Source organism: Achromobacter sp., assembly GCF_036567245.1.
Lineage (GTDB): Bacteria > Pseudomonadota > Gammaproteobacteria > Burkholderiales > Burkholderiaceae_B > Achromobacter.
The window spans coordinates 1-25,445 of sequence record NZ_DATCUY010000288.1 but is presented as its reverse complement, the minus strand read 5'-3'; the positions used below and the strand labels follow the sequence as shown (position 1 = coordinate 25,445).

The window sequence follows — 25,445 nt, the reverse complement described above, 5'->3', positions numbered from 1 at the left end:
ATAGCGCGCCACCGCGCCCGGCGCCAGCAGAATGGCCGCGGCCGGCGATACGCCCAGCGTCACCTGGGCTTCGGCGCCGCGCAGATGCCAGGCCAGGTCTTCGTGGGCCTTTTCGATTTCGCGCATGACGACGGCGGCGCGCGCCGCGAGGATCTCGCCAGCCTGCGCCAGCCGCACGCCCTTGGGACTGCGCACCACCAGTTCCGCGCCAACCTCTTCTTCCAGCTGGCGCAGCGACTTGGTCAGCGCCGGCTGCGACACGTTCAGGACTTGCGCGGCGGCGCGCATGCTGCCGGTCCGGGCCAGGGTAAGCAACAGGTTCAGATGCTGGAGTCGCAAGCCGGCTCTCCGGCCGATTACCTGGGGTAATCGACATCAAAACAATTCAAGGGATGTGCGCGCAGGCCGTCGATAGAATTCCTGCATACCCCATCGGAGACAGGAGCCTAGCATGACCCGAGGCGTGAAGAACATTCTCTTCATCATGTGCGACCAGCTGCGCTACGACCATCTTTCCTGTTTTGGCCACCCCAGGCTGAAGACGCCGAATCTGGACGCGCTGGCCGCGCGCGGCATGATCTTCGACCGGGCCTACGTGCAGTCGCCCGTGTGCGGCCCCTCGCGCATGAGCTACTACACCGGGCGCTATGTGCATGCGCACGGCGCCAGCTGGAACTTCGTGCCGCTGAAGGCCGGCGAGATGACCATAGGCGACCATCTGCGGCCGCTGGGCGTGCGTTCCGTGCTGGTGGGCAAGACGCATATGCGGGCCGACGCGGCAGGCATGTCGCGGCTGGGCATAGACCCGGCTTCGGTCATCGGCCGCCGCATCGCCGAATGCGGCTTCGACGCCTACGAGCGCGATGACGGCATCCACCCGTATTCGGGCCACGACCCGGACCCGCGCTACAACGACTATCTGCGCGCGCAGGGCTACGGCGGCGACAACCCCTGGGAAAGCTGGGCCAATTCCGCTCAGGACGCGGACGGCACGGTGCGGTCGGGCTGGTTCCTGAAGTACTCCAACCTGCCGGCGCGCGTGCCTGACGAGCATTCGGAAACGCCTTACATCACGCGCCGGGCGATGGACTTCATCAGTGAAGCGGGCGAACAGCCCTGGTGCCTGCACCTGTCCTACATCAAGCCGCACTGGCCCTATCTGGCGCCGGCGCCCTACGCCGGCATGTACGGCGCGGATGACGCGCTGCCGGTGGTGCGCAGCGAGGCCGAGCGCGCCGATCCGCATCCGGTCTATGCGGCGATGATGCAGCATCGCGTGTCGGCGACCTTCTCCGAGCCCGGCGTGCGCGAGGCGGTCATGCCGGGCTACATGGGATTGATCAAGCAGATCGACGACCAGCTCGGCGTGCTGTTCCGCTTCATGGAGGCGCGCGGCCTGTTCGACAACACCATGATCGTGTTCACCTCCGATCACGGCGACTATCTGGGCGACCACTGGATGGGGGAAAAGGACCTGTTCCATGAACCCGTCATCCGCATGCCGCTGATCGTCTATGACCCCGACCCGCGCGCCGACGCGGCCCGCGGCACGCGCTGCGCGGCCATGGTCGAAGCGATAGACCTGGCCCCGACCTTCCTGGAGGCCTGCGGCGGCGTGCCAGTGCCGCACATCATGGACGGCCGTTCACTGCGCCCCCTGCTGTTCGGCCAGGCGCCGTCGGATTGGCGCGACCACGTCATCTGCGAATACGACTACGCCTTCCAGGATTCGCGCATCGCGCTGGGCACGCCGGCGCGCCAGGCTTGGCTGCGGATGGTGCGCGACGACCGCTGGAAGTACGTGCTGGCCGAAGGCTACCGGCCGATGCTTTACGACCTGCAGGAAGACCCCAATGAATTCGTCGACCTGGGCGCGTCGCCCGCGCACGAGGCGGTGCGCAAACACATGGAGGACCTGCTGTTCCGCTGGGCGCGCCAGCCGCGCCAGCGCGCCACGGTGGCCGACGGCACCATCGAGTCCATCGAGGTCCAGCCGCGCATATCCGAAGGCGGCATCCTGATCGGCTATTGGGACGAAGCCGACCTGGCCCGCGCCCGACAGACCTTCAAGCCCCGTTTCGCCTCATCCAACCCGCTCGTGAAGCCGACGCTGGATCGGCTCTCGCAATCCTGAGGAGTGCAGCATGATTCTCGAAACCCCCGACATCACCCGAGCCCAGGCCGGCCTGGACGGCGTCTCCTGGAACATCCTGGGCCAGGTGTACGTGCCCAAGCAGATCAGCCTGGACAGCATTTCCTGGCACGCCACGTTTCCGGAAGAGTCCTTCGTGCCGCCGCACGTGCACCCCAACCAGGACGAATACATCTTCGTGCTGGACGGCCGCATCGACCTGCTGCTGGACGGCAAGAAGACCTCGGCCGGTCCCGGTGACCTGGTACGCATGCCCCGCGGCGTGCCGCATGCGTTCTTCAACAATTCGGGCGTCGCCGCCACCGCGCTGTTCTGGGCCGCGCCTGCGGGCAAGCTGCTGGAGCTTTACCGGCGCATCCACAACATGTCGAGTCCGGCGGAGGTGGTGGCGGTGGCGCCGGAGTACGACGTGATCTTCATGCCGCCTGTTTCGTCAGCGGCCTGAACCATGCGCCGCCGCACGCTACTGAAGGGCCTGGCCGGAGCCCTCGCCTGTACCCTGCCGTGGTCCGCCCGGGCCGCGTATCCGGACAAGCCCGTACGCATCATCGTGCCGCTGCCCGCGGCAAGCCCGGCCGACGTGCTGGCACGCGTGCTGGCCGAAAAGCTGCAGCGCCTGTGGGGACAGCCCGTCGTGGTGGAAAACCGGCCGGGCGCGACCGGCATGATAGGTCTGGACGCGGTCGCGCGCGCCGCGCCCGACGGCTATACGGTAGGCATCATGTTCCTCAGCCACACGGTGCTGCCGGCGCTGTTCGGCAAGGTGTCCTACCGCACGGACGGCGATTTTGCGCCGATCGCCAATCTGGTCTGGCTATACAACGTGTTGATGGTCCCGCCGGGCAGCGAATACACCGACGTGCGCAGCCTGGTCGAACAGGCAAAGCGCCAACCCGGCAAACTCAGCTACGGTTCCGGCGGCAACGGCTCGCCCGCCCATCTGTTGGGCGCGGCCTTCTGCCAGGCGGCGGGCATAGACATGCTGCACGTGCCGTTCAAGGGTCCGGCGGAAGCGGCGCAGGCGCTCATGGGCGGCTATGTGCAGACCATGTTCGCCACCGCCTCCGTCGCCGTGCCGCTGGCGCAGTCGGGCAAGCTGCGCGCGCTGGCCGTCACGCGCGATGGCGGCATGAGCGCCCTGCCCGGCGTGCCCACGCTGGCCGAGGCCGGGGTGCCGGCATACAACCTGAAGGAATGGGAAGGCATCGTCGCGCCCGCCGGCACGCCGCCGGACCTGATCGCCAAATGGAACGGCGCCATGCAGAGCATCCTGGCCGACGCCGAGGTGCGCAACAAACTGGCCGGCCTGGGCATGGAAGCCGCCCAGGCCAATACGCCGGCCGAGTTCACGGGGCTGATACGGGGCGAACTGCAGCGCTGGTCGGCGTTCGTGTCGGAGCAGAAGCTGCGCAACGGATAGGCCGCCGCGCCGCCGGAACGCCTGCCAGACTGGAGCCGGCGGCTTGTGCAGCCGCGTGCCTGACACTTACCGGGCCGCGCCTCCCACGCGCCCCAGGAAGTCCAGCACCGCCAGATAGGACCCCTCATTGCCCGCCGCGTTCGCGCTGGGCGTCCCGCCCGCGTCCAGCAGCAGGCCGGACATCGCGTGCGGCTTGCTGATCAGGGTGGCGGGCAGGCAGGGATAGTGCACGTGGTGGCCGGCTCCCATGCAGACGTGGTGGAAAGTCGGCAGGCCATGTGCCTGGCGCCGGCGCATGACGATTTCCGAGTACGCGGTGCTGGGCCAGAAGCCGTCATCGGAAGCGCTGACCAGCAGCACCGGACCGGGATAGTTCTCGACCGGAATGCGGGCGCGCTCGAACGCGGCGCTGTCGCGCGTGGCGCTGAGGAAGGCATGCGTCTGGCGGTACGGCGGCTGCGACGCATAGGCGGCGTCCCAGTTGGCGCTGGCGTTGTCCTGCCACAGGTGCGGCAGCGGTTCGCCGGCCTTGGTCCAGACCTGCGCATCGCGGCCGGTACCGGGCGCGCCGGCGCTGACCACGCCGTGCATGACCGGCGACGGCACATAGGCGACCACCGCGCTGACCAGGTCCGGATAATGCGAGGCCACCAGCAGCGAGGTCTCGCCGCCGCGGCTGATGCCGGACAGGGCCACGAAGCCGTCGCGCGGCGCCAGTTCGGCGCGGGCCCAGCGCAACACGTGCTGGAAGTACTCCAGCGGCATGTCGTTCAAGTATTTGGGACGGCCCTCGTAGTTGAAGATGGCCAGCGCCAGGCATTGGTAGCCGCGGGACGCGAACAGCGCCGCGCGCGGCGCGTTGACGCCGCCGGACGAGCCGTTCATGTAGATCACCAGCGGGTGCGGGCCGGGGCCGGCGGGCGTGTAAAGCTCGCCCGACAACGTCATGCCGCCGACCTGCTCGCGCACGGCGCGATGCGTCACGCCGTCGGCCTGGAACTCCTGCACCAGGGTGGCCGCGGCAGTATGGCGTCCGTCGCTGGCCTCGATGCGGATGGCGAGCGGCTCGGTCCGGTCTGGCGGGAACACCACGCTGGCGATGTCCTCGCAAGCCATGGACCAGACGATGCCCATGGCCGAGGGTTCGGCATAGCTGCCGGACACGGGGCAATCGCGGGCCAGGTCCAGGCTGCCGTCGTGGCCGGCCACGAAGACGGCTTGCGAACGCCACGGCGCCCCGCACATCGTCATGGTGGCCGTGACGGTGATGAAGGCATAGGCCGGAAAGCCGCTCACGCGGATCTCGCGCGCCACGTCGATCAGGGCGCGTTCCGGGGTGACGGTAATGCTGGGTTGTTCTGCCACGATGGCTCCTTAGCTCTTCAGGTCGGTCTTGGGCACGCCGTTGGCCTTGATCACCTGGGCCCACATGGCGGATTCGTCGGCAATGACCTTGTCCAGATCGGCCGAGGACGTGAACTCCACCGTCACGCCCTGATCGGCGAACTGCTGCACCAGGCCGGGATCGCGCGTGCCTTCGCGCACCGCGTTCTCCAGCGCCGCGACCACCGGAGCCGGCATGGCGGCCGGACCCGAGATCATCATGCGGGTATAGAGCTCGAAGCCATCCACGCCCGCTTCCTTCATGGTGGGCACGTCCGGCAGGCTGGAGAGGCGCTTGTCGGAAGTGACCGCCAGCACTTGCAGCTTGCCCGACTTGATGTTGGGCAGCGCCGAGGTCGGGAAGTCGAAGGTGCTCTGCACCGTGCCCGCCATCAAGTCCAGCAGCGCGGGGCCGCTGCCCTTGTAGGGGACGTCCTGGAACTGGGTGCCGGTCTTGGACTGGAAATGCAGCAGCGCCAGGTGATTGATCACCCCGCGTCCGGCGTGCGCGCAAGTGATGTCGCCGGGCTTCTTCTTGGCCAGCGCGATGAATTCCTGCACGTTCTTCACGCCCAGGTCGGGATGCACGATCAGCAGCATCGGCGACTTGCCCATGGAACCCAGCTGCTTGAAGTCCGACGGCTGGTAAGGCAGGTTGTTGTAGAGCAAGGGGTTCAGGATCATGCCGTTGGTGCCGGCGAAGCCCAGGGTGTAGCCATCGGGTTCGGCGCGCGCCACGGCCACAGTAGCGATGATCGCCTGGCCGCCGGGGCGGTTTTCCACCACCACGCTCTGCTTCAGTGTCTTGCCCATGCGCTCGGCCAGCGCACGCGCCGCAATGTCGGTCAGCCCGCCGGGGGCAAAGCCCACCAGCAGGCGCACGGGACGGGTCGGAAAGGTGTTCTGGGCCCAGGCGGGGCGCGAGATCAGGGGCAGCGCGGCAAGCGCGCCCAGGGCATGGCGGCGGGTAAATCGCATACAACTCTCCAGGCAAGGACAACGCCCCCGCGCCCGGGAGAGGCCGCGGGGCATAGCAATCGAAGGAAATGGACGCGCGGATCGCCCACCTTACGGCGAGCTGTCACGGCGTCAGTATGTTGTATGCAATACCGCGGGCGGGCTATCTAGGGATATCCCGGGGCTCCCTGGGGAGACCGAGCCTCGTATTCCGCAATGCGGTATTTGGTATGCGATCCGATAGGCCGTCAGGCGACTAGGCCTTGGTCATCAGCTTCTTCCACCCTTCCAGGCCCAGCCGCTTCATCGTGTCGATGTTCTTCTCGTAGATCTCCGCAGCATCGGGGAAGGATTCCACCGCACGGTCGATGCTGTCTTCGCGCAGCAGATGAAGGATCGGATACGGCGAACGGTTGGTGTAGTTCTCGATGTCGTCCGGCTGCGTGTCGGCGAACTGGAACTGCGGATGGAAGGTGGCCACCTGCAGGTCGCCCACCAGGCGCATGCGCTTGAGCAGACGGTCCGACAGCTCCTCGAAGTCATTGAAATCCAGGAAGTCATCCAGCGCGTCCGGGATGATCAGCAGCGTGGTGTCAATCTGCTCCGGATCGGTCTCGGCCAGCAGCGCCAGCTCGTCCTGCAGGTCGGTGAGGACGCCTTCGGCATCGGTGGCGTCGCTGACGGCAAAGCGGATCTGGTCCTTGACCTGGACCGCCTTGGCGAAGGGACAGAGGTTCAGGCCGATCACGGCCTGGTTCAGCCAGTGCTTGGTCTCAGCGACCACGTTGGCGTAGGCGTCGGAAGTGGAAATCATGGGGTCCATCCTGGAAAAAAGAAAAGCGCGGGCATTGCGGCCCGCGCTTCGAACAGCGTCGCCGCCGCGCTTACGCGGACGGCATGGCCGCCATGGTCTGGGCCACGGCCGCGGTCAGTTTCTTGCCGTAGGGCACGTGCAGGAATTCATTGGGGCCGTGGGCGTTGGACTTGGGGCCCAACACGCCGCAGACCATGAACTGGGCCTTGGGGAAGCCCTTCTGCAGGATGCTCATCAGCGGAATGGTGCCGCCCTGGCCGATGTAGCCGCAGGACGCGCCGTAGTATTGCTGCGAGGCCGCGTCGAGCGCCTGGGTCAGCCAGGGCGCGGAGGCCGGGGCGTTCCAGCCGGTGGCAGCGCCTTCGTTGGCCTTGAACAGCACCTTGGCGTTGTAGGGCGCGTCGGCTTCCAGCAAGGCCTTGATCTCTTGCGAGGCGGCCACGGCATCCACCAGCGGCGGCAGGCGCAGCGACAGTTTGAAGGCGGTGCGCGGACGCAGCACGTTGCCGGCGCTGGACAGCGGCGGCAGGCCTTCGGCGCCGGTCACCGACAAGGTCGGGCGCCAGGTGCGGTTCAGCAGGGCTTGTTCGGGTTCGGTCGTCATGGGCAGCACGAAGCCGCCGTCGGCGCCGCAGCTCCAGGGGAAACGGCGCCAGACTTCGTCGCCCAGGATGCGCGCGGTGGCGTGCACTTGTTCGACGCGATCGGCGGGAATCTCGCAATGCAGGCTCTGCGGCAGCAGGCGGCCGGTACCGCTGTCTTCAAGGCGGTCCAGCAGATGGCGCAGGATGCGGAACGAGGACGGCACCACGCCGCTGGAGTCGCCCGAATGCACGCCTTCGTCCAGCACCTGCACTTCCAGCGTGCCCGACACCATGCCGCGCAGCGAGGTCGTCATCCAGAGCTGATCGTAGTTGCCGGCGCCCGAGTCCAGGCACACCACCAGGGCCACGTTGCCCAGGCGGTCGCGCAGCGCGTCCACATAGGGCAGCAGGTCGTAGCTGCCGGATTCCTCACAGGTTTCAACGATGCCCACACAGCGCGGACGCGGAATGCCCTGCTTGTCCAGCGCCATGATGGCGGTCAGCGAGGCGTACACGGCATAGCCGTCGTCGGCGCCGCCGCGGCCATACAGCTTGCCGTCTTCGAGTTTGGGGGTCCAGGGGCCCAGGCCGGCGCGCCAGCCGGAGAATTCGGGCTGCTTGTCCAGGTGGCCGTACAGCAGCACGGTGTCGCCGTTGTCGCTGCGGGTGGCCGGCGCGTCAAAGAAAATGACGGGCGTGCGGCCCGGCAGGCGCACCACTTCCAGCTTCAGCCCCGAGACCTTCTGCGCCTCGACCCACTGCGCGGCGTCGCGCACCACGCGTTCGATGAACGCGTTCTTTTCCCAGTCCGCGTCGAACGCCGGGCTTTTGGCCGGGATGGCGATGTAGTCGGTCAGCGCGGGGATGATCTCGTTGTCCCATTTGTCGTCCACGAAAGCCTGCAGGGCCTTCGGGTCCAGGGTGGGAGGAAGAGCGTCTTCGGGGATGCGTGCGTTCATGGCGCGGGATCCTGTGTGCGGAGGGGGATAGGCAATCCGCTATTTTATGCCTGCGCGGCGCGGCTGGCATCTTTTGTCCCTGATTGTTATCGGTTCTGGGAAATGGTGCCGTCATCCGGCACGGGTTCCAGTGTCGCGGTTTCGATCTGGGCCGGGGGCCTGGCTAAAAAAACGGCATAGCCCCCAGACGCGATGCGCTGGGGGCTATGGCTGTAGTCATGGGCGGCCATCCCGGATGGCAGCCCTGCATGGACTTCAGGCGCCAAGCAAGGCCGGCTCGCCGTTGCGGCCCAAGGCCGGCGCGTCGGCATCGATTACGCGGCCGGTTTGCAGCTTGAACACCGCCACGGCTTCGCGCAGGCGCTGCGCCTGGGTCTCCAGCGAGGCTGCGGAAGCCGCGGCCTCTTCGACCAGCGCGGCGTTCTGCTGCGTCACGCTGTCCATCTGCGACACCGCCTGGTTGACCTGCTGGATGCCCTGCGACTGCTCTTCAGAAGCGCTGGAGATCTCGTTGATGATGTCCGTGACCCGGCGCACCGAGGTCACGATTTCCTGCATGGTGGCGCCGGCCGCTTCCACCTGGTCCGAACCGATGGACACCTTCTGCACCGAGTCGTCGATCAGGCCCTTGATTTCCTTGGCGGCGGCGGCGCTGCGTTGCGCCAGCGCGCGCACTTCGCTGGCGACGACCGCGAAGCCCTTGCCCTGCTCGCCCGCGCGCGCCGCTTCCACGGCCGCGTTCAGCGCCAGGATGTTGGTCTGGAAGGCGATGCCGTCGATCACGCCGACGATGTCGGCAATGCGGTTGGAGCTGTCGGCAATGCCGCGCATCGTGCCGACCACGTCGCCCACCGCCCGGCCACCGCGCGAGGCCACCTCGGACGCCGCCGAGGCCAGTTCCGAAGCGCTGCGCGAGCTGTCCGCGTTGTTCTTCACGGTGGAAGACAGCTCGTCCATGCTGGCGGCGGTTTCCTCCAGCGAGGCGGCTTGCTGCTCGGTGCGCGAAGACAGGTCGATGTTGCCGGCGGCGATTTCGCGCGCGCCGGTGTGGATCTCCTCGACGCCCAGGCGCACCGCGGACACCGTGCGGGCCAGGCTGTCCTGCATGCGCTTGACGGCGCCGTACAACACGCCGATTTCATTGTTGCCGCTTTGCTCGATGCGGTTGGTCAGGTCGCCGCCGGCGATGCGGTCGAACAGGCGGCCGGCCTCGTGCAACGGACGGAACACCGAGCGGCCGAACAACGCATACAGGCCCACCACCAGCACGGCCACCACGACCAGCAGGCCGACCAGCACCGCGATCGCAGCATTGATGCGGGTGGAAGCCTCGCGCGCCACACGCTGGCCGACCTCGTCGGCGTAGTCCAGGTACTTCTGGATCGCGGCCGTGAAAGTCAGGCCCAGCGGCGTCACTTTTTCGAGGTTGAGGCGGTTGGAGTCCTGCGCGTTGCCGGCGCGGATGGCGGCGATCATCGGCACGATCGCGTCGCGGTGATAGACGTCGTAGGCCGCCAGGGCCGCGTCCAGCAGCGGCTTGCCCTGGGCCGAGGTTTCCGGGGTCTTGCGCACCAGATCGATCAGGTCACCGGCCTTCTTGGTATAGCCGTCCAGGCGCTGCATGCTGGCCAGGTTGTCCAGGCTCTTGCCTTCCATCAAGGCGGTCTGGGCGGACAGCAGCACCAGGCGGGCGCGCAACAGTTCAGTGCCGGCGCCGTTCACGGCATTGGCGCGGACCAGGTTGGTGTCCAGCAGCACTTCGATGGAATTGCGGTTGGACGTCAGCTGCTGATGCACGGCGATGCCGGTTAGCAGGAAAAGCGCGAAGAAAACGGCTAAAGCGGTCGTCAAGACCGCGCGAATACTGAGATTCTTGAACATTGGGGTCACTCCGGGTTGCGTATAGCGGCTACCTATGCTTTACGACAGGTCGCAATGAAAAGTTAAATATCTCATTACGTTGCACGCCTCAGATCCAGAGCAGCCCCGGCGGGCATGAAAAACGCCCCGCCATCCGGACCCAAGAGGGCCGAATGGCGGGGCGTGTCGCACGCGCCAGGACACGGGTCCCGGCGGCAAGCTACTGCCTTACTTCAGCCAGACGCGCGCGTTGCGGAAGATGCGCATCCAGGGGCTGAACGCGCCGCCCGCATCCGCGCGGCCCCACTTCTCGGGCGCCCACGACATCATGACATTGCGCGTCACGCGTTCCGGGTGCGGCATCATGACCGTGAAGCGGCCGTCGGCGGTGGTGACGGACGTCAGGCCGCCGGGGCTGCCGTTCGGGTTGAACGGATAGGCTTCGGTGGCCTGGCCGCGGTTGTCGATGTAGCGCGCGCCAGCCAGCACGCGGCTGGCGTCGCCTTGCTGCGAGAAGTCGGCATAGCCTTCGCCGTGGGCCACGGCCACCGGGATGCGCGCGCCTTCCATGCCGGCGAAGAAGATCGACGGCGACTTGGCCACTTCGACCATGGACAGGCGGGCTTCGTACTTTTCCGACTGGTTGCGCGTGAAGCGCGGCCAGAATTCGGCGCCCGGAATCATGGGCGCCAGCGCGGCCATCATCTGGCAGCCGTTGCACACGCCCAGCGCGAAGGTGTCGGGACGCGCGAAGTAGGCGGCGAACTGGTCCGACAGCTTGCTATTGAAGCGGATGGTGCGCGCCCAGCCTTCGCCGGCGCCCAGCACGTCGCCGTAGCTGAACCCGCCCACGGCCACCAGGCCCTGCACCTGCGCCAGGTCCACGCGGCCCGACAGCAGATCGGTCATGTGCACGTCGATGGCTTCGAAGCCGGCGGTGTCGAAGGCCCAGCCCATTTCCACCTGGCTGTTGCAACCCTGCTCGCGCAGGATCGCCACGCGCGGACGCTTGCCGGTATTGATGAACGGCGCGGCCACGTCTTCCTGCGGATTGAAGTCCACATTGGGGCTCATGCCCGGATCGGTGGTGTCGTTCCAGACATCGAGCTCGGCCTGGGCGCAGGCCGGGTTGTCGCGGCGCGACATGATGCGGTAGGACACTTCGCTCCAGGCGCGGCCGAGTTCGGCGCGCGGCTGGCCCCAGACCTTCTTGCCGTCGCGGTAGAACTCGACTTCGTCGGCGCCGTTCAGGCCGCCGATGACGTGCGAGTGGGCCGACAGGCCCGCGCCGCGCAGCACCTGCATGACGGCGTCGCGCTGGGCGGCGGGCACCTGGATGACGGCGCCGGCTTCTTCGGAGAACAGCGCCTTGAGCGTCAGTTCCTCGCGCTGCACCGCCACCTGTTCGGGGCGGATCTTGAAGTCGCCCCAATCTGCCGATTGCGGATCGAAGGTCAGCATGTCCAGGTTGACCGAGATGCCGGTGCGGCCGGCGAAGGCCATTTCGGTCAGGGTCGCGAACAGGCCGCCGTCGGAACGATCATGGTAGGCCAGGATGGTGCCAGCTTCGGCCAGGGTGCGGATGGTGACGAAGAAGGCGCGCAGATCCTGCGGCGCGTCGATGTCCGGCACGGTTTCGCCGACCTGGTTGTAGGTCTGCGCCAGGATCGAGCCGCCCATGCGATGGCGGCCGCGGCCCAGGTCGACCAGGATCAGCACGCTGTCGCCGGCGTCGGTGCGCAGCTGCGGGGTCAGGCTGGCGCGCACGTCGGCCACGGGCGCGAAGGCCGTGATGACCAGCGACACCGGCGCCACCACCTGGCGCTGCTCGCCGTCCTGTTCCCAGGACGTCTTCATGGACAGGGAGTCCTTGCCCACCGGAATCGACAGGCCGGTCGCCTGGCACAGTTCGCTGACGGCGGACACGGTGTCGTACAGCGCGGCGTCTTGTCCGGCCACGCCGCAGGCGGCCATCCAGTTGGCCGACAGCTTGATGTCTTCCAGGCGCGCCACGTCGGCGGCCGCCAGGTTGGTCAGGGCTTCGGCCACGGCCATGCGGCCGGAAGCCGGCGCGTCCAGCATGGCGATCGGGGTGCGTTCGCCCATGGACATGGCTTCGCCGCGGAAGCCTTCGTAATCGGCCAGGGTCACGGCGCAGTCAGCCACCGGCACTTGCCACGGGCCGACCATCTGGTCGCGGCTGGACAGCCCGCCGACGGTGCGGTCGCCGATGGTGATGAGGAAGGACTTGTTGGCCACCGTGGGGTGGCGCAGCACGCGGTAAGCGGCTTCGGTCAGGTCGATGCCGGCCAGGTCCAGCGGCGCGGACACGCCCGGCAGGCGCGTGACGTCGCGGGTCATGCGCGGCGGCTTGCCCAGGATGACGTCGATCGGCACATCCACGGGACGCACTTCGGCTTCGCCTTGCGGGCGGATGGCGTCCAGGCCCGGCAGGCCCTCGCCGTCCACCACGCGCAGTTGGCGCTCTTCGGTGGCCACGCCCACCACCGCGTAGGGGCAGCGTTCGCGGCGAGCGATGGCGTCGAAGCGTTCGAGGTCCTTGGGCAGGATCGACAGGACGTAGCGTTCCTGGGACTCGTTGCTCCAGATTTCGGCGGGCGACAGGCCCGACTCTTCCAGCGGCACGCGCTTCAGGTCGAAGATGGCGCCGCGGCCGGCATCGTTCACCAGTTCCGGGAAGGCGTTGGACAGGCCGCCCGCGCCCACGTCGTGGATCGCGATGATGGGATTGTTCTCGGCCTGCTGCCAGCAGCGGTCGATGACTTCCTGGGCGCGGCGCTCGATTTCAGGGTTGCCGCGCTGGACCGAATCGAAGTCCAGTTCGGCCGAGTTGCTGCCCATGCTGATGCTGGAGGCGGCGCCGCCGCCCATGCCGATGCGGAAACCCGGGCCGCCCAGCTGGATCAGCAGCGCGCCGGGAGGAATCACGTCCTTGTGCGTCAGGCCGGCGTCGATGCTGCCCAGGCCGCCCGCGATCATGATGGGCTTGTGGTAGCCCCAGCGCGTGCCGCCGGCGGTCTGCTCGAACGAACGGAAATAGCCCAGCAGGTTGGGACGGCCGAATTCGTTGTTGAACGCCGCGCCGCCGATGGGGCCGTCGATCATGATGGACAGCGGCGAAGCGATGCGCTCGGGCAGGCCGTGGTGGTCGGCTTCCCAGGGCTGCAAGGCGTCGTCGAAGCGCAGGTGCGACACGGTGAAGCCGGTCAGGCCGGCCTTGGGCTTGGAGCCGCGGCCGGTCGCGCCTTCGTCGCGGATCTCGCCGCCATTGCCGGTGGAGGCGCCGGGGAACGGCGCGATCGCGGTCGGGTGGTTGTGCGTTTCCACCTTCATCAGCGTGTGCACGGTGGTGTCGCGGCGGATGTACTTGGCGCCTTCGACGCCCTCGCCCGTCACGCCCGGCACGCCGGCCTGGAAGCGCTGCGCAGGGCCGCCTTCCATGATGGCGGCGTTGTCCGAATAGGCCACCACGGTGCCCTCGGGCTGCGCCTTGTGGGTGGCGCGGATCATGCCGAACAGCGTGTTGGGCTGTTCCTGGCCGTCGATCACCCATTGAGCGTTGAAGATCTTGTGGCGGCAATGTTCGCTATTGGCCTGCGCGAACATCATCAATTCCACGTCGGTGGGATCGCGGCCCAGGTCGGTGAACGACTTGGCCAGGTATTCGATTTCGTCGTCCGACAGCGCCAGGCCCAGCGAGATGTTGGCTTCGGCCAGGGCTTGGGCGCCCTGCGCCTGCACGCCGACCGTGCGCATGGGTTTGCCAGCCAACGGCTGGAACAGCGCCTGGCCGTCGAAGCTGGCGTCCACCACGGTTTCGGTCATGCGGTCGTGCAGGCAGTCGGCCGCGCGCGCCAGCATGGCGTCGTCGAAGGTCTTGGCGCCCAGCAGGCCGCGCTCGGGGGTGATGACGTAGCGCACGCCGCGTTCGATGCGGTGCACCGACGCCAGGCCACAGTTATGGGCGATGTCGGTGGCCTTGCTGGCCCAGGGAGAGATGGTGCCCAGGCGCGGGATCACCAGCAGCGACAGGCTCTTGGCCGGCGCGTCGCCGGTGGCGGGGGTGCCGTAGTCCAGCAGTTGGGTCAGGTGTTGCTGCTGCTCGGCCGTCAGGGCCGCGTCGGTGCTGACGAAGTGCTCGTAGCGGGCGGATATGTCGGCCACCGGCAGGCCGGCTTCCTTCAATTGCGCCAGCAGGCGATCGCGACGGAAGGAGGACAGGACGGAGGAACCAGGCAGATGCTGAACTAGGGACACGATGCGGGCGCCGTATAAAGAGAGGAGAGCAAAAAGTGATTTTACCCGTTTAGGGGGTTTTCCCGGAGCCGTTGTTCGATCAATGCCGGACAGCTCCATTTCGGCCATTGTTACAAAAGAATTCCGGACGGGGCAGATCGCGATGACGCATAGCAACATCCAAGGCAACTCCCCGCCGCTGCGAACCTTTCCGAATACTGAGCGCCCCTTCTTCGTCGGTTTTATGCTGCGTCGCAGCATGTTGCAGCCATCCCGCACCGCGGGAAAACACGAACTTCCGGCCCCACGGCGCGACGGTAGGATGCAGCGACCCCATAAATGAATAGCGCCTACCCGGCGCTGGCCGTTGCCTCACATGTCCCGCCCCGAAGCCCCCGCCGAGCCTGTCGAACCGATCATTCCCGCCGAAACAGATCCCGCAGTCAAAGTGCCGCTGGCCATCGAGGACTGGCTGGCCGTGATCCTGCTGGCGACCCTGGCCATCATTACCTTCCTGAATGTGCTGGTGCGCTACTTCACCGACCAGTCCTTCGCCTGGACCGAAGAGATCTCGGTGTTCCTGCTGATCGTGCTGACCATGGCCGGCGGCAGCGTGGCCTTCGTGCGCAACCACCATATCCGCATCGAGATCCTGGCGGACTCCGGCTCGCCCCGCCGCCAGCGCATCATGGCCCTGATCTCCAACGGCTGCGTGCTGGCCTTCTTCCTGTTGCTGACCGTGCTGTCGGTGAAGCTGGTGGCCGACGAATACATCTACGAAGAGACCTCGCCCGCCATCGGCGTGCCGACCTGGTGGTATTCGATCTGGCTGCCGGTCATGGCGGCGGCGATTTCGCTGCGCACCGTCGGCACCCTGCGCCGCATCGCCAAGAGCGCCAGCCGGGAACAGCAATGATCGCGGCCATCCTCTTCACCGTCTTCATCGTCCTGATGCTGATCGGCGTGCCGGTCGGCGTGGCCCTGGGCCTGGGCGGGACCGTGGCCATCGTGCTGTCCAACCTGGACACGCCCTGGTATGGCCTGTTGACCGTGCCGCAGAACTTCTACGCCGGCCTGGCCAAGTACCCGCTGCTGGCCATTCCCATGTTCGTGCTGGTGGGCTCGATCTTCGACCGCTCCGGCGTGGCCAAGCGGCTGGTGGACTTCGCCATCGCCATCGTCGGGCGCGGCCCGGGCATGCTGCCGCTGGTGTCGATCGCGGTGGCCATGTTCCTGGGCGGCATCTCCGGCTCGGGTCCAGCCTGCGCGGCGGCAGTGGGCGCGGTGATGATCACGGCCATGTCGCGCGCCGGCTACCCCGGCTCGTTCTCGGCCGCGGTGGTGGCGGCAGGCGCCGCCACGGACATCCTGATCCCGCCGTCGGTGGCCTTCATTATCTACTCGGTGCTGGTGCCCGGCGCCTCCGTGCCCGCGCTGTTCGCCGCCGGCATGATCCCCGGCATCCTGGCCGGCTTCGCCCTCATCGTTCCGGCGGTCTGGCTGTCGCGCAAATACAAGATGGGCGCGCTGGAAGCCCACCTGCCCCGCCCGCCCTTCTGGGCCAGCCTGCGCGAAGCATCATGGGGGCTGGCCGCGCCGGTGCTGATCCTGGGCGGCATGCGCATGGGCTGGTTCACGCCCACCGAAGCCGCCGTGGTCGCGGTGTTCTACGGCCTGTTCGTGGGCATCTTCATCCACCGCACCATCAAGCTGCGCGACCTGTACACCATCCTGCGCGAAGCCGCCGAACTGTCCGCCGTCATCATGCTGGTCGTGACGCTGGCCGGCATCTTCGCCTGGGCCCTGTCCACGCTGAGCGTGATCGATCCCATCACCCACGCCATCGTCAATTCCGGCCTGGGCGAATGGGGCGTGCTGGCGCTGCTGATCCTGCTGCTGATGACCGTGGGCATGTTCCTGGACGGCATCTCCATCTTCCTGATTTTCGTGCCGCTGCTCATGCCGATCGCCAACGCCTATGGCTGGGACCCGGTGTGGTTCGGCGTGATCCTGACGCTGAAGGTGGCATTGGGCCAGTTCACCCCGCCGCTGGCCGTGAACCTGATGGTGTCGTGCCGCATCGCGCGCGTGCCGATGGAATCCACCGTGCGCTGGGTAGTGTGGCTGCTGGGCGCGATGTTCCTGGTGCTGGTCGCGGTGCTGGTGTTCCCGCAGCTGGCGCTGTGGCTGCCGCACAAGCTGGGTTATTGAAAGGGCCGGACGGGGCGACCCCAAGGCCGGCGGTACCGGTGTTCATTACAACAACAGACAGACTCGCAAAGAGAGGAGACGCAACATGAAATTCCGCAACCTGATCGGAGCCGCCCTGTGCGCGGCCGCGGTGGTGGGCATGGCGCCCGCGCATGCGCAAAACTACAAGCCCGAGTACAAGCTCTCCATCGTTGTCGGCACGACCTTCCCCTGGGGCCAGGGTGCCGAAATCTGGTCCAACCTGGTGCGCGAGCGCACCCAGGGCCGCATCAATATCAAGGTCTATCCCGGCACCTCGCTGGTCCAGGGCGACCAGACCCGCGAATTCACCGCCATCCGCCAGGGTGTGATCGACATGGCCGTGGGCTCGACCATCAACTGGTCGCCGCAGGTCAAGCAGCTGAACCTGTTCTCCCTGCCCTTCCTGATGCCCGACTACGCCGCCATCGACTCGCTGGTGCAAGGCGACGTGGGCAAGGAGATGTTCAAGCTCATCGAGAAGGCCGGCGTGGTGCCGCTGGCCTGGGGCGAAAACGGCTACCGCCAGCTCAGCAACTCCAAGCACGAGATCAAGAAGCCCGAAGACATGAAGGGCCTGAAGCTGCGCGTGGTGGGTTCGCCGCTGTACATCGACACCTTCACCGCGCTGGGCGCCAACCCCACGCAGATGAGCTGGGCCGACGCCCAGCCGGCGCTGGCCAGCGGCGCGGTCGACGGCCAGGAAAACCCCCTGTCGATCTACACCGGTTCCAAGCTCTACACCGTGGGCCAGAAGTACCTGACGCTGTGGAACTACGTGGCCGATCCGCTGATCTTCGTGGTCAACCGCGAGGTCTGGAATTCCTGGTCCGAGAAGGACCGCGACATCGTGCGCCAAGCCGCGCTGGACGCCGGCAAGCAGCAGATCGTGATCGCGCGCAAGGGCGTGACGCCTGAGGATCCGTCCTTGCTGAAGGAAATCGCCGGACACGGCGTGACCGTGACCTCGCTGTCGCAGGCCGACCACGAGGCCTTCGTCAAGGTCACCAAGCCCGTCTACGACAAGTGGAAGAAGCAGATCGGCGAGGACCTGGTCAACCTGGCCGAGAAGTCGATCGCCAACCGCAAGAAGTAAGCCGCAAAGAACAAGCAGCAAGCCCCAGGGGAACGGCGGCGCAAGCCGCCAACCGAGGCAGGGACGTTAGATCCCGCCCACCAACGGGCGCCGGCCACAAGCTGGCGCCCGTTTTCTTTGCCGTGTCAGGATTCCGTTGCTCTGGCGCCGGCCAGATCGGGCAATCAGGCCGGATAGCTGACTTCGAGGATGTCCAGTTCCTCGATCCCGCCCGGCGTGCGCAGCACCACGGTATCGCCTTCCTTGGCCTTGATCAGCGCGCGCGCCACCGGCGAGATCCAGCTGATCTTGCCGGCCAGCGGCTCGGCCTCGTCCACGCCGACGATGGTCACGTTGTGTTCCTCGCCGGCCTTGTCCGAATACAGCACCGTGGCGCCGAAGAAGACCTGGTCGCGGTTGGGTTGGGCGGCCGGGTCGACCACTTCGGCGACGTCCAGCCGCTTGGTCAAAAAGCGCATGCGGCGGTCGATCTCGCGCAGGCGCTTCTTGCCGTACAGGTAATCGCCGTTCTCGGAACGGTCGCCGTTGGACGCGGCCCACGACACCACCTGCACCACCGACGGGCGCTCCACGTTCATCAGGTGCGTGAGTTCGCCGCGCAGGCGCTCGTAGCCGCCGGGCGTCATGTAGTTCTTGGTGCCGGCAGGCAGGGCCTGCGCTTGCGGCAGATCGTCGTCGTCCTCGTTGTCCGACTCTTTGACAAATGCTTTGTTCATGGCGGTTGCGCCGTTCGGGCGCGGTCACAGTCGATAGCGTACAGGGCAAGGCGGCCTGGCCGCCGCCCGCGTCAGAACCAGTCGTGCCAGACCGGTTTCAGGTCGGGCGGCAGCGCCGGCAAGCGGCCCAGGTCCACCCGGCTTTCCTTCGGACTATGGAAGTCCGAGCCGCGCGACGCCAGAAAGCCGTAGCGGCGCGCCACATCCGCATAATAGCGGGCCTCTTCCGAGGTATGGCTGCCCGTGTTGACCTCGATGCCCTGGCCGCCCAGCTGCAGGAATTCGTCGAACAGCGCGGCGAATTGCAGCGGCGTGTACTTGTAGCGGCCGGGATGCGCGATGACCGCGGTACCGCCCGCGCCGCGTATCCAGCCCACCGCCTCCGCCAGCGTGGCCCATTGCATGGGCACGTGACCGGGCCGGTCATCGCCCAGGTGTCTGGTGAACACGGCCTGCACGTCGGGGCAATAGCCCGCTTCGACCAGATAGCGGGCAAAGTGCGTGCGGCTGATGAGTTCGGGGTTGCCGGCGAAAGGCAACGCGCCTTCGTAGGCGCCGGGCATGCCCATTTCGGCCAGGCGTTCGCCGATGCGCTTGGCGCGTTCGGCGCGGCCGGAACGGGTCTTGCGCAGGCCTTCGACCAGGGCGGTGTTCTCGGGGTCGAAGCGCAGGCCCACGATATGCACCGTGACGCCCGCCCAGGTCACCGAGATCTCGACGCCGGTGGCGAAGTCCATGTCCAGATCGCGCGCCGCACGGGCCGCTTCGGCCAGGCCGCCCACTTCGTCGTGGTCGGTCAGGGCCCACACGTCCACGCCGTTGGCATGCGCGCGCTGCGCCACGTCGCGCGGCGCGAGTGCGCCGTCCGAGACGGTGGAATGGCAATGCAGATCGATGTTCAGTGTGCGCGCGTTCATCCAGCTATTGTAGAGAAGGCCCGGCAGCGTGGATAGCGTCGAGCCGTCCCCAGTTTGCTGGCACGTTCAGGACAGCAGGAACGCCGCGACCGGATCCACCTGCTCGTCCGACATCAAAGTGGGCGCGTGGCCCACGCCGCGCACCTCGTGGGCCTGGGCGCGGGGATTGCGCTTGAGCATTTCTTCGACAGTAGCGCGCGTCAGCAGATCGGATTCCGCGCCGCGCACGATCAGCACTGGGCACGGCAGGGAATCATACGAACGCCACAGGATCTGTTCGCCCGCGGCCAGTTCCTCGGGGGTCTGCGCGGCCAGGGCCTGGGACAGGGCCAGGTCGTAATGCTTGACCCATTTGTCGCCCTGTCGGGGATACAGGTAGCGCGCCAGCTCCGCCCACTGTGCGTCGGTATGCGGGCCGAAGGTCGTGGAGTTGGCCCGCATGGTGGCCACGGCCTCTTCGAAGCTCGCGAATTCGCCGGGCTCGCCCACGTACTGGCCAATGCGCGCCAGGGCGCCGGTTTCCAGGCGCGGCCCCACGTCGTTGAGCACCAGCTTGTCAAGATGGAAGCCCTGCTCGGGCGGCAACATGCCCGCGTGCGGACGCATGGGCAGCATGGCGCGAGCGAACACGGCAGCGCCGGACAGCGCCATGCCGATCAGCCCGCCCATCGACGTACCCACCCAGGCCAGGCGAGCCGGCTTGAGCCGCGCAAGCAGGGTCACCATGTCCGAGACGTATTGCGGCACGGTGTAGAACGCGGGATTGGCCAGCCAATCGGAACGCCCACGCCCCACCACGTCCGGGCAGACCACCCGATAGCGCCCCGCCAGCCGCCGCGCCAGCGTATCGAAGTCACGCCCGCTGCGGGTCAGGCCGTGCACGCAGACCAGCACCTGGTCGTTGGCCGGGTCGCCCCATTCCCAGTAGGCCATGCGGTGCAGGCCCGCCGGGCTGGCGCAGGTGACGAAATCCAAACGGGGTTCCAGGCTGGCGTCCACCATCGATACACTCCACAAGTCGGTGCGCGCCGCGGCTGGAGGCGCGCCAGGCCGGTATCTTATAGGACGACGAGCGGCGGCGCCGCAACACCCAGGTCGCCCGGTTCTGGACTATCAGCCCGGTCATCGCTACGATTCTTGCATCCGGATCGCCAACCCCGCGCCCCACGACATTGCGGAATTGCCATTGCCTATCGAGGCGATCCAATCATTAAATTGGAGTTGCGGACCTGTTAGGATCAGAGTCGGAAGTTTCAAGCATTGCCAGATCAGTCATCCCAAAATTGATATGGAGTCCGTATGCAGCAAAGCAGTCCTTCCTCGCCGCTGGCCACCGGCCATCAATCCGTCAGTCCCCCTCCCCCCGAACCTCCCAAAGTGCTCCAGGACGTCCTGGCCCGCGCCGACGTGCGCATCAACGGCTCGCGTCCCTGGGACATCCAGGTTCATGACAAGCATATGTACGACCGCGTCTTCGCCAGCTGGTCGCTGGGGCTGGGCGAGTCCTACATGGACGGCGAGTGGGACTGCGACCAGCTCGATGAACTGTTCACCCGCCTGCTGCGCGCGGACATGGGATCGGCGGCGCTGGGCATGGCCCGCGTCAAGCTGATCGCCGAACATCTGCGCCACAAGCTGTTCAACCTGCAATCGAAAAACCGCGCTTTCGAGGTCGGCGAACAGCATTACGACGCGGGCAACGACGTGTTCGAGGCCATGCTGGACAGCCGCATGATCTATTCCTGCGCCTACTGGGAAAACGCCCAGACGCTGGAAGAAGCGCAACTGGCCAAGCTTGAGATGATCTGCCGCAAGCTGCAGCTGCGCGAAGGCGAGACGCTGCTGGACATCGGCTGCGGCTGGGGCGGGCTGGCGCGCTTTGCCGCCGAGCGCTATGGCGTCAAGGTCACCGGCGTGACCGTATCCAAGGAACAGCTGGCGCTGGCGCAGGAAAAGGTCAAGGGCCTGCCCGTGCAACTGCTGCTGCAAGACTACCGCGACCTCGAGGGTAGCTTCGACAAGGTGGTGTCGGTAGGCATGTTCGAGCACGTCGGCCCCAAGAACTACGACACCTACTTCAGCAACGTGCAGCGCCTGATGGCGCCCGGCGGCGTGTTCCTGCTGCACACCATCGGCATCGCCTCCACCAGCCAGAGCACCGACCCCTGGATCGACCGCTACGTCTTCCCCAACGGCAAGCTGCCGTCCGCCCGCGAGATCGCCACGGCGGTCGAAGGCCGCTTCATCATTGAAGACTGGCACAACTTCGGCGCCGACTACGACCGCACGCTGATGGCCTGGTGGGACAGGTTCGATCATGCCTGGCCCGAGCTGGAACCGCGCTACGGCAAGCGCTTCTACCGCATGTGGAAGTACTACCTGATGTGCTGCGCCGGCTTCTTCCGCTCGCGCGAGGGCCAGCTCTGGCAAGTCATGCTGACCCATCCTCAGCGGCAGGACATGTATCGCTCGCTGCGCTGAACGCGGTGACGCCATGGCAAGAAGGCCGCCTCTCGGGCGGCCTTCTTGCTGGGAAGCGTCGGTTCAGCGGCCGGCGGCGGCGCCCCCGGCGTCCTCACGGATCATGTCGGCCGCCCGCTCCGCAATCATGATGGTGGGCGAGTTGGTATTGCCGGAGGTGATCAGCGGCATCACCGAAGCATCGGCGATGCGCAAGCCCTCCAGTCCGTGGACGCGCAGCCGCGCGTCCACCACCGCCCCGCCGTCCGCGTCGCGCCCCATGGCGCAGGTGCCCACCGGATGGAAGATGGTGGTGCCGATCTTGCCGGCCGCTTCCCGCAGTTCGGCGTCCGACTGGTACGCCGGTCCCGGCAGCCACTCCTGCGGCTGATAGCGCTGCAAGGCCGGCGCCGCCGCGATCCGCCGCACCAGGCGGATCGAATCCGCCGCCACGCGCAGGTCTTCCTCGGTGCTCAGATAGTTGGGGGAAATAGCGGGCGCCCCTTGCGGCCCCTGCGCGTGCACGCTGCCGCGCGAGGTAGGCCGCAAGTTGCACACGCTGGCCGTGAACGCGTCAAAGCCATGCAGAGGTTCGCCAAAAGCGCCTAGCGACAGCGGCTGCACATGGAATTCCACGTTGGCGCGCGCCTGGCCCGGATCCGACTTGGCGAACGCGCCCAGCTGCGACGGCGCCATGCTCATGGGACCGCTGCGCTTCCACAGGTACTCCAACCCTATGCCCGCCTTGCCCAGCCAGGTGGAGGCAATGCGATTCAGCGTCTTCACGCCCTGCACCTGGATGATGACGCGCAGCTGCAGGTGATCCTGCAGGTTTTCGCCCACGCCCGGCAGGGCGTGGCGCAGCGCGATGCCGCTTTCGCGCAGGCGCGCAGGTTCCCCCACGCCGGAGGTCTCCAGCAACACCGGCGTATTCACTGCCCCCGCGGCCAGCACCACCTCGCGGCGCGCGCGCAAGGTGACGCTCTGGCCGCCCTGCCGCAACTGCACGCCAACACAGCGTTTGCCTTCGAACACCAGCTGCTCGGCCTGCGCGCCCGTCATCACCCGCAGGTTCGCGCGCTTGCGCACCGGGCGCAGAAACGCCTTGGAGGTATTCCAGCGCCAGCCGCCGCGCTGGTTCACTTCGAAGTAGCCGCAGCCGAAGTTATCGCCCCGATTGAAGTCCTGCACTCGCGGTATGCCCTCCTGCTCGGCGGCGCCCGCAAAGGCTTCCAGGATGTCCCAACGCAGGCGCTGCGACTCCACGCGCCATTCGCCGCCGGCCCCATGGAACTCGTCCGCGCCGCGGTGATAGTCCTCGCTGCGCTTGAACACGGGCAGCACCTGGTCCCAGCCCCAGGCCGGATCGCCGGACAGCTCGGCCCAGTCCTGGTAGTCCTGGCGCTGGCCGCGCATGTAGATCATGCCGTTGATCGAAGAACTGCCGCCCAGCACGCGGCCGCGCGGGTAGATCAACGAACGGCCGCCGAGGCCCGGCTCCGCCGCGGTGCGGTACATCCAGTCCGTCCGGGGGTTGCCGATGCAATGCAGATAGCCCACCGGGATATGGATCCAGTGGTAGTTGTCGCTGCCGCCGGCCTCCAGCAGCAGCACCTGCACAGCGGGGTCGCGGCTCAGGCGGTTGGCCAGCACGCAGCCGGCCGAGCCCGCGCCCACGATGATGTAGTCGTATGTCTCCATAAGCTCTTCTTATCTATTTGCCGGACGAAACGCCCGCCGGCGACGTTGAGCCGACCCGGCTGCGACCGTTTCCGGTGCGCCGGGCATCAGCGTGACTCTCGCGCAGCCGGGCAAAACTGTCCAATGAATTGTTGAAAAACGGTTTATAAGCAACTTAAATAATGCTCAAGCCCGTTTGACTGCTTTCAACCGCGCGCTCGCCACTCATTCCGGGAACCACCCCATGGATCTGAAGCACATCCGCACCTTTGCCGCCGTGGCCCGCGAGGGCAACCTGACGCGCGCGGCCGAACATCTGCACCTGACCCAGCCCGCGCTCAGCCTGCAACTGAAGAATTTCCAGGAATCGCTGGACCTGAGCTTGTTCTCGCGCACGGCGCAGGGCTTGGCGCCGAATGCCGACGGCCGTGCGCTGCTGCCCTCGGCGCAGCGCATCCTGGACGCGCTCGACGACTTCCAACGCGCCATCGGCGCCCTGCGCGACACCGTCCAGGGCGATCTGCGCATCGGCACCATTCTTGATCCGGAGTTCCTGCGCCTCGGCGCCACGCTGCAATACCTGGTGGAGCACTATCCCAAGATCCGCCCCACGCTGCGCCATGGCATGTCCGGATCGGTGGCGAAACAGGTGCGCGCGGGCGAACTGGACGTGGGCTTTTCCCTTGGCCCGCAAGAGCGTGGTCGGGGTCCCGCCGGACTGCAGGCGCTGCCGCTCGCGTCGTTCGCCTATTTCGTCGTGGCTCCCAAGGGCTGGGGCGCGCAGGTGGCCGGCCGGGACTGGGCCGCGATCGCCGCCCTGCCCTGGATCTGGACGCCGCCGGACTCGGTCCACCACCGGCTGCTGTCGGACAAGTTCGACGCGCTGGGCATTGCGCCCAACGCCGTGGCCGAGGTCGACCAGGAGGCTTCGATGCTGGACCTGGTGCGCTCGGGCGTGGGCTTGTCGCTGGCGCGCGACTCCATCGCGCTGCGCGAGTCCCAGGCCAGCGGGCTGGTGCTGGTCAAGGGCTTGGCTATCCAGGCTGAACTGTCCTTCATCACCCAGGCATCCCGTTGCGACGATCCGCTGGTCGCCGCGGCCTTTGCCGCCGTCCAGGCGGCGTTTGCGTAGAAGCTTGTCCCTCGTCGCCCGGCTGCGCCAAACGGGTGCAGATCCGCACAGGAATATGCACCGCCTTGACGCATCAACGCCTCGGGGCGCCCGGCGCCAGATCGCGCTGCCGGCCCCGGCCCCTCCCTCTTCCCCTATGAATCCGCGGGCGGTTCCCCCTCGCGGATAATCGGCGGCATCCCTGGCACGGACTTTGCTTGATGGTTCATGCGCGGGCCGCAAGGCCGGCGAGACAACTTGAGCAGCAACGGCAATGGCGCCCCGACCGCGAGGTCCAGGGCGCCTTTGCGTTTTCTGAAACCTGAATATCCAAGCCCCCGGGGACAATCCCATGAATGTAGCGGCCTCGTCCGATTCTCTGCAGACCCTCGTTGTCATCGGCAACGGCATGGTGGGCCACCATTGCGTCGAGCAACTCGTCGCCCGCGGTGCGCTGGAACGCTACCGCATCCACGTGTTCTGCGAGGAAAGCCGCCGCGCCTACGACCGTGTGCACCTGTCCGAATACCTGAACGGGCGCGATGCCGAATCGATGGCGCTGGGTGAAGCTTCCTTGTACGCACAGGAAGGAGTGAGCCTGCACCTGGGCGTGCCCGTGCTGGAGATAGACCGCCGCCGTCGCGAGATCGTGACCGCCAGCGGCCGCAGTGCCTACGACAAACTGATACTTGCCACGGGCTCCTACCCCTTCGTGCCGCCTATCGTGGGCGCGGAAGGCGCATCGCGCCTGGTGTACCGCACGCTTGACGACCTGGACCTGATCCGCGAGGCTGCCCACGGCGCGCGCCGCGGCGTGGTGGTGGGCGGCGGCCTGCTGGGGCTGGAAGCC

Annotated in this window: 20 protein-coding genes; 9 read left to right on the top strand and 11 right to left on the bottom strand. The window is 67.0% G+C overall.

The genetic code is table 11. From position 1 onward, the window contains the following. The coding region (locus VIR09_RS12860; RefSeq protein ID WP_332013217.1) for a LysR family transcriptional regulator at positions 1-339 on the bottom strand (339 nt) is incomplete at its 3' end. A gap of 112 nt (positions 340-451) precedes the next feature. Here VIR09_RS12860 and VIR09_RS12855 point away from each other — a divergent pair. Genes VIR09_RS12855 through VIR09_RS12845 form a run of 3 tightly spaced genes read left to right on the top strand, consistent with a single transcriptional unit; the run spans position 452 to position 3,572 of the window. Then, complete coding sequence (locus VIR09_RS12855) at positions 452-2,134, top strand: alkaline phosphatase family protein (RefSeq protein ID WP_332013216.1); 1,683 nt, start codon at positions 452-454, stop codon at positions 2,132-2,134. Positions 2,135-2,144: 10 nt separating this feature from the next. Continuing rightward, a complete protein-coding gene (locus tag VIR09_RS12850; RefSeq protein ID WP_207464248.1) occupies positions 2,145-2,597 on the top strand; it encodes a cupin domain-containing protein in 453 nt (150 codons plus the stop codon). A gap of 3 nt (positions 2,598-2,600) precedes the next feature. Further along, positions 2,601-3,572: a tripartite tricarboxylate transporter substrate binding protein gene (locus VIR09_RS12845; protein WP_332013215.1), complete on the top strand. Its 972-nt coding sequence runs from the start codon at positions 2,601-2,603 to the stop codon at positions 3,570-3,572. Between the two features lie 66 nt (positions 3,573-3,638). Here VIR09_RS12845 and VIR09_RS12840 read toward each other — a convergent pair whose 3' ends face one another. The 6 genes from VIR09_RS12840 to purL form a co-directional block, all read right to left on the bottom strand. Next, the gene (locus tag VIR09_RS12840) at positions 3,639-4,937 is read right to left on the bottom strand and encodes an acyl-CoA thioester hydrolase/BAAT C-terminal domain-containing protein (RefSeq protein ID WP_332013214.1); all 1,299 of its coding nucleotides are present in this window, start codon (positions 4,935-4,937) and stop codon (positions 3,639-3,641) included. A gap of 9 nt (positions 4,938-4,946) precedes the next feature. Further along, on the bottom strand, positions 4,947-5,933 hold the full coding sequence (locus VIR09_RS12835) for a Bug family tripartite tricarboxylate transporter substrate binding protein (RefSeq protein WP_013394472.1): 987 nt from the start codon (positions 5,931-5,933) through the stop codon (positions 4,947-4,949). A 235-nt stretch (positions 5,934-6,168) separates the two neighbouring features. Continuing rightward, positions 6,169-6,726: a DUF1415 domain-containing protein gene (locus VIR09_RS12830; RefSeq protein WP_332013213.1), complete on the bottom strand. Its 558-nt coding sequence runs from the start codon at positions 6,724-6,726 to the stop codon at positions 6,169-6,171. 70 nt (positions 6,727-6,796) lie between these two features. Continuing rightward, positions 6,797-8,269, bottom strand: a complete 1,473-nt coding sequence (locus VIR09_RS12825; RefSeq protein WP_332013212.1) for a M20 family metallopeptidase — start codon at positions 8,267-8,269, stop codon at positions 6,797-6,799. 255 nt (positions 8,270-8,524) lie between these two features. Then, positions 8,525-10,150, bottom strand: coding sequence for a methyl-accepting chemotaxis protein (locus VIR09_RS12820; RefSeq protein ID WP_332013211.1), 1,626 nt, complete (start codon positions 10,148-10,150; stop codon positions 8,525-8,527). Between the two features lie 207 nt (positions 10,151-10,357). Next, a complete protein-coding gene (gene purL, locus VIR09_RS12815) occupies positions 10,358-14,407 on the bottom strand; it encodes a phosphoribosylformylglycinamidine synthase (RefSeq protein WP_332013210.1) in 4,050 nt (1,349 codons plus the stop codon). Positions 14,408-14,762: 355 nt separating this feature from the next. Between purL and VIR09_RS12810 the strand changes: the two genes are divergently transcribed. The 3 genes from VIR09_RS12810 (at position 14,763) to VIR09_RS12800 (ending at position 17,711) form a co-directional block, all read left to right on the top strand. Beyond that, the gene (locus VIR09_RS12810; RefSeq protein WP_332013209.1) at positions 14,763-15,302 is read left to right on the top strand and encodes a TRAP transporter small permease; all 540 of its coding nucleotides are present in this window, start codon (positions 14,763-14,765) and stop codon (positions 15,300-15,302) included. After that, positions 15,299-16,597 (top strand): TRAP transporter large permease, encoded by a 1,299-nt coding sequence (locus tag VIR09_RS12805; RefSeq protein ID WP_332013208.1) that lies wholly within the window; start codon positions 15,299-15,301, stop codon positions 16,595-16,597. The genes VIR09_RS12810 and VIR09_RS12805 overlap by 4 nt, the downstream gene beginning before the upstream one ends. 85 nt (positions 16,598-16,682) lie before the next feature. Then, positions 16,683-17,711, top strand: coding sequence for a DctP family TRAP transporter solute-binding subunit (locus tag VIR09_RS12800; RefSeq protein WP_332013207.1), 1,029 nt, complete (start codon positions 16,683-16,685; stop codon positions 17,709-17,711). Positions 17,712-17,875: 164 nt separating this feature from the next. Here VIR09_RS12800 and greB read toward each other — a convergent pair whose 3' ends face one another. From greB to VIR09_RS12785, 3 genes are all read right to left on the bottom strand, one after another. Beyond that, complete coding sequence (gene greB / locus VIR09_RS12795) at positions 17,876-18,427, bottom strand: transcription elongation factor GreB (protein WP_332013206.1); 552 nt, start codon at positions 18,425-18,427, stop codon at positions 17,876-17,878. 71 nt (positions 18,428-18,498) lie between these two features. Further along, positions 18,499-19,344, bottom strand: coding sequence for a 3',5'-nucleoside bisphosphate phosphatase (locus VIR09_RS12790; RefSeq protein WP_332013205.1), 846 nt, complete (start codon positions 19,342-19,344; stop codon positions 18,499-18,501). Positions 19,345-19,410: 66 nt separating this feature from the next. Then, on the bottom strand, positions 19,411-20,346 hold the full coding sequence (locus VIR09_RS12785) for an alpha/beta hydrolase (protein WP_332013204.1): 936 nt from the start codon (positions 20,344-20,346) through the stop codon (positions 19,411-19,413). A gap of 297 nt (positions 20,347-20,643) precedes the next feature. On the opposite strand from VIR09_RS12785, the gene cfa reads away from it, so the two are divergent. Beyond that, complete coding sequence (gene cfa / locus VIR09_RS12780; protein ID WP_332013203.1) at positions 20,644-21,825, top strand: cyclopropane fatty acyl phospholipid synthase; 1,182 nt, start codon at positions 20,644-20,646, stop codon at positions 21,823-21,825. Between the two features lie 63 nt (positions 21,826-21,888). On the opposite strand, the gene VIR09_RS12775 is transcribed toward cfa, so the two are convergent. After that, positions 21,889-23,505 carry a GMC family oxidoreductase gene (locus VIR09_RS12775; RefSeq protein WP_332013202.1) on the bottom strand — a complete coding sequence of 539 codons (1,617 nt, stop codon included), beginning with the start codon at positions 23,503-23,505 and terminating at the stop codon, positions 21,889-21,891. A gap of 223 nt (positions 23,506-23,728) precedes the next feature. Here VIR09_RS12775 and VIR09_RS12770 point away from each other — a divergent pair, with 223 nt between their 5' ends. Then, positions 23,729-24,616, top strand: a complete 888-nt coding sequence (locus VIR09_RS12770) for a LysR family transcriptional regulator (RefSeq protein WP_332013201.1) — start codon at positions 23,729-23,731, stop codon at positions 24,614-24,616. Positions 24,617-24,947: 331 nt separating this feature from the next. Continuing rightward, the coding region (locus VIR09_RS12765) for an FAD-dependent oxidoreductase (protein ID WP_332013200.1) at positions 24,948-25,445 on the top strand (498 nt) is incomplete at its 3' end.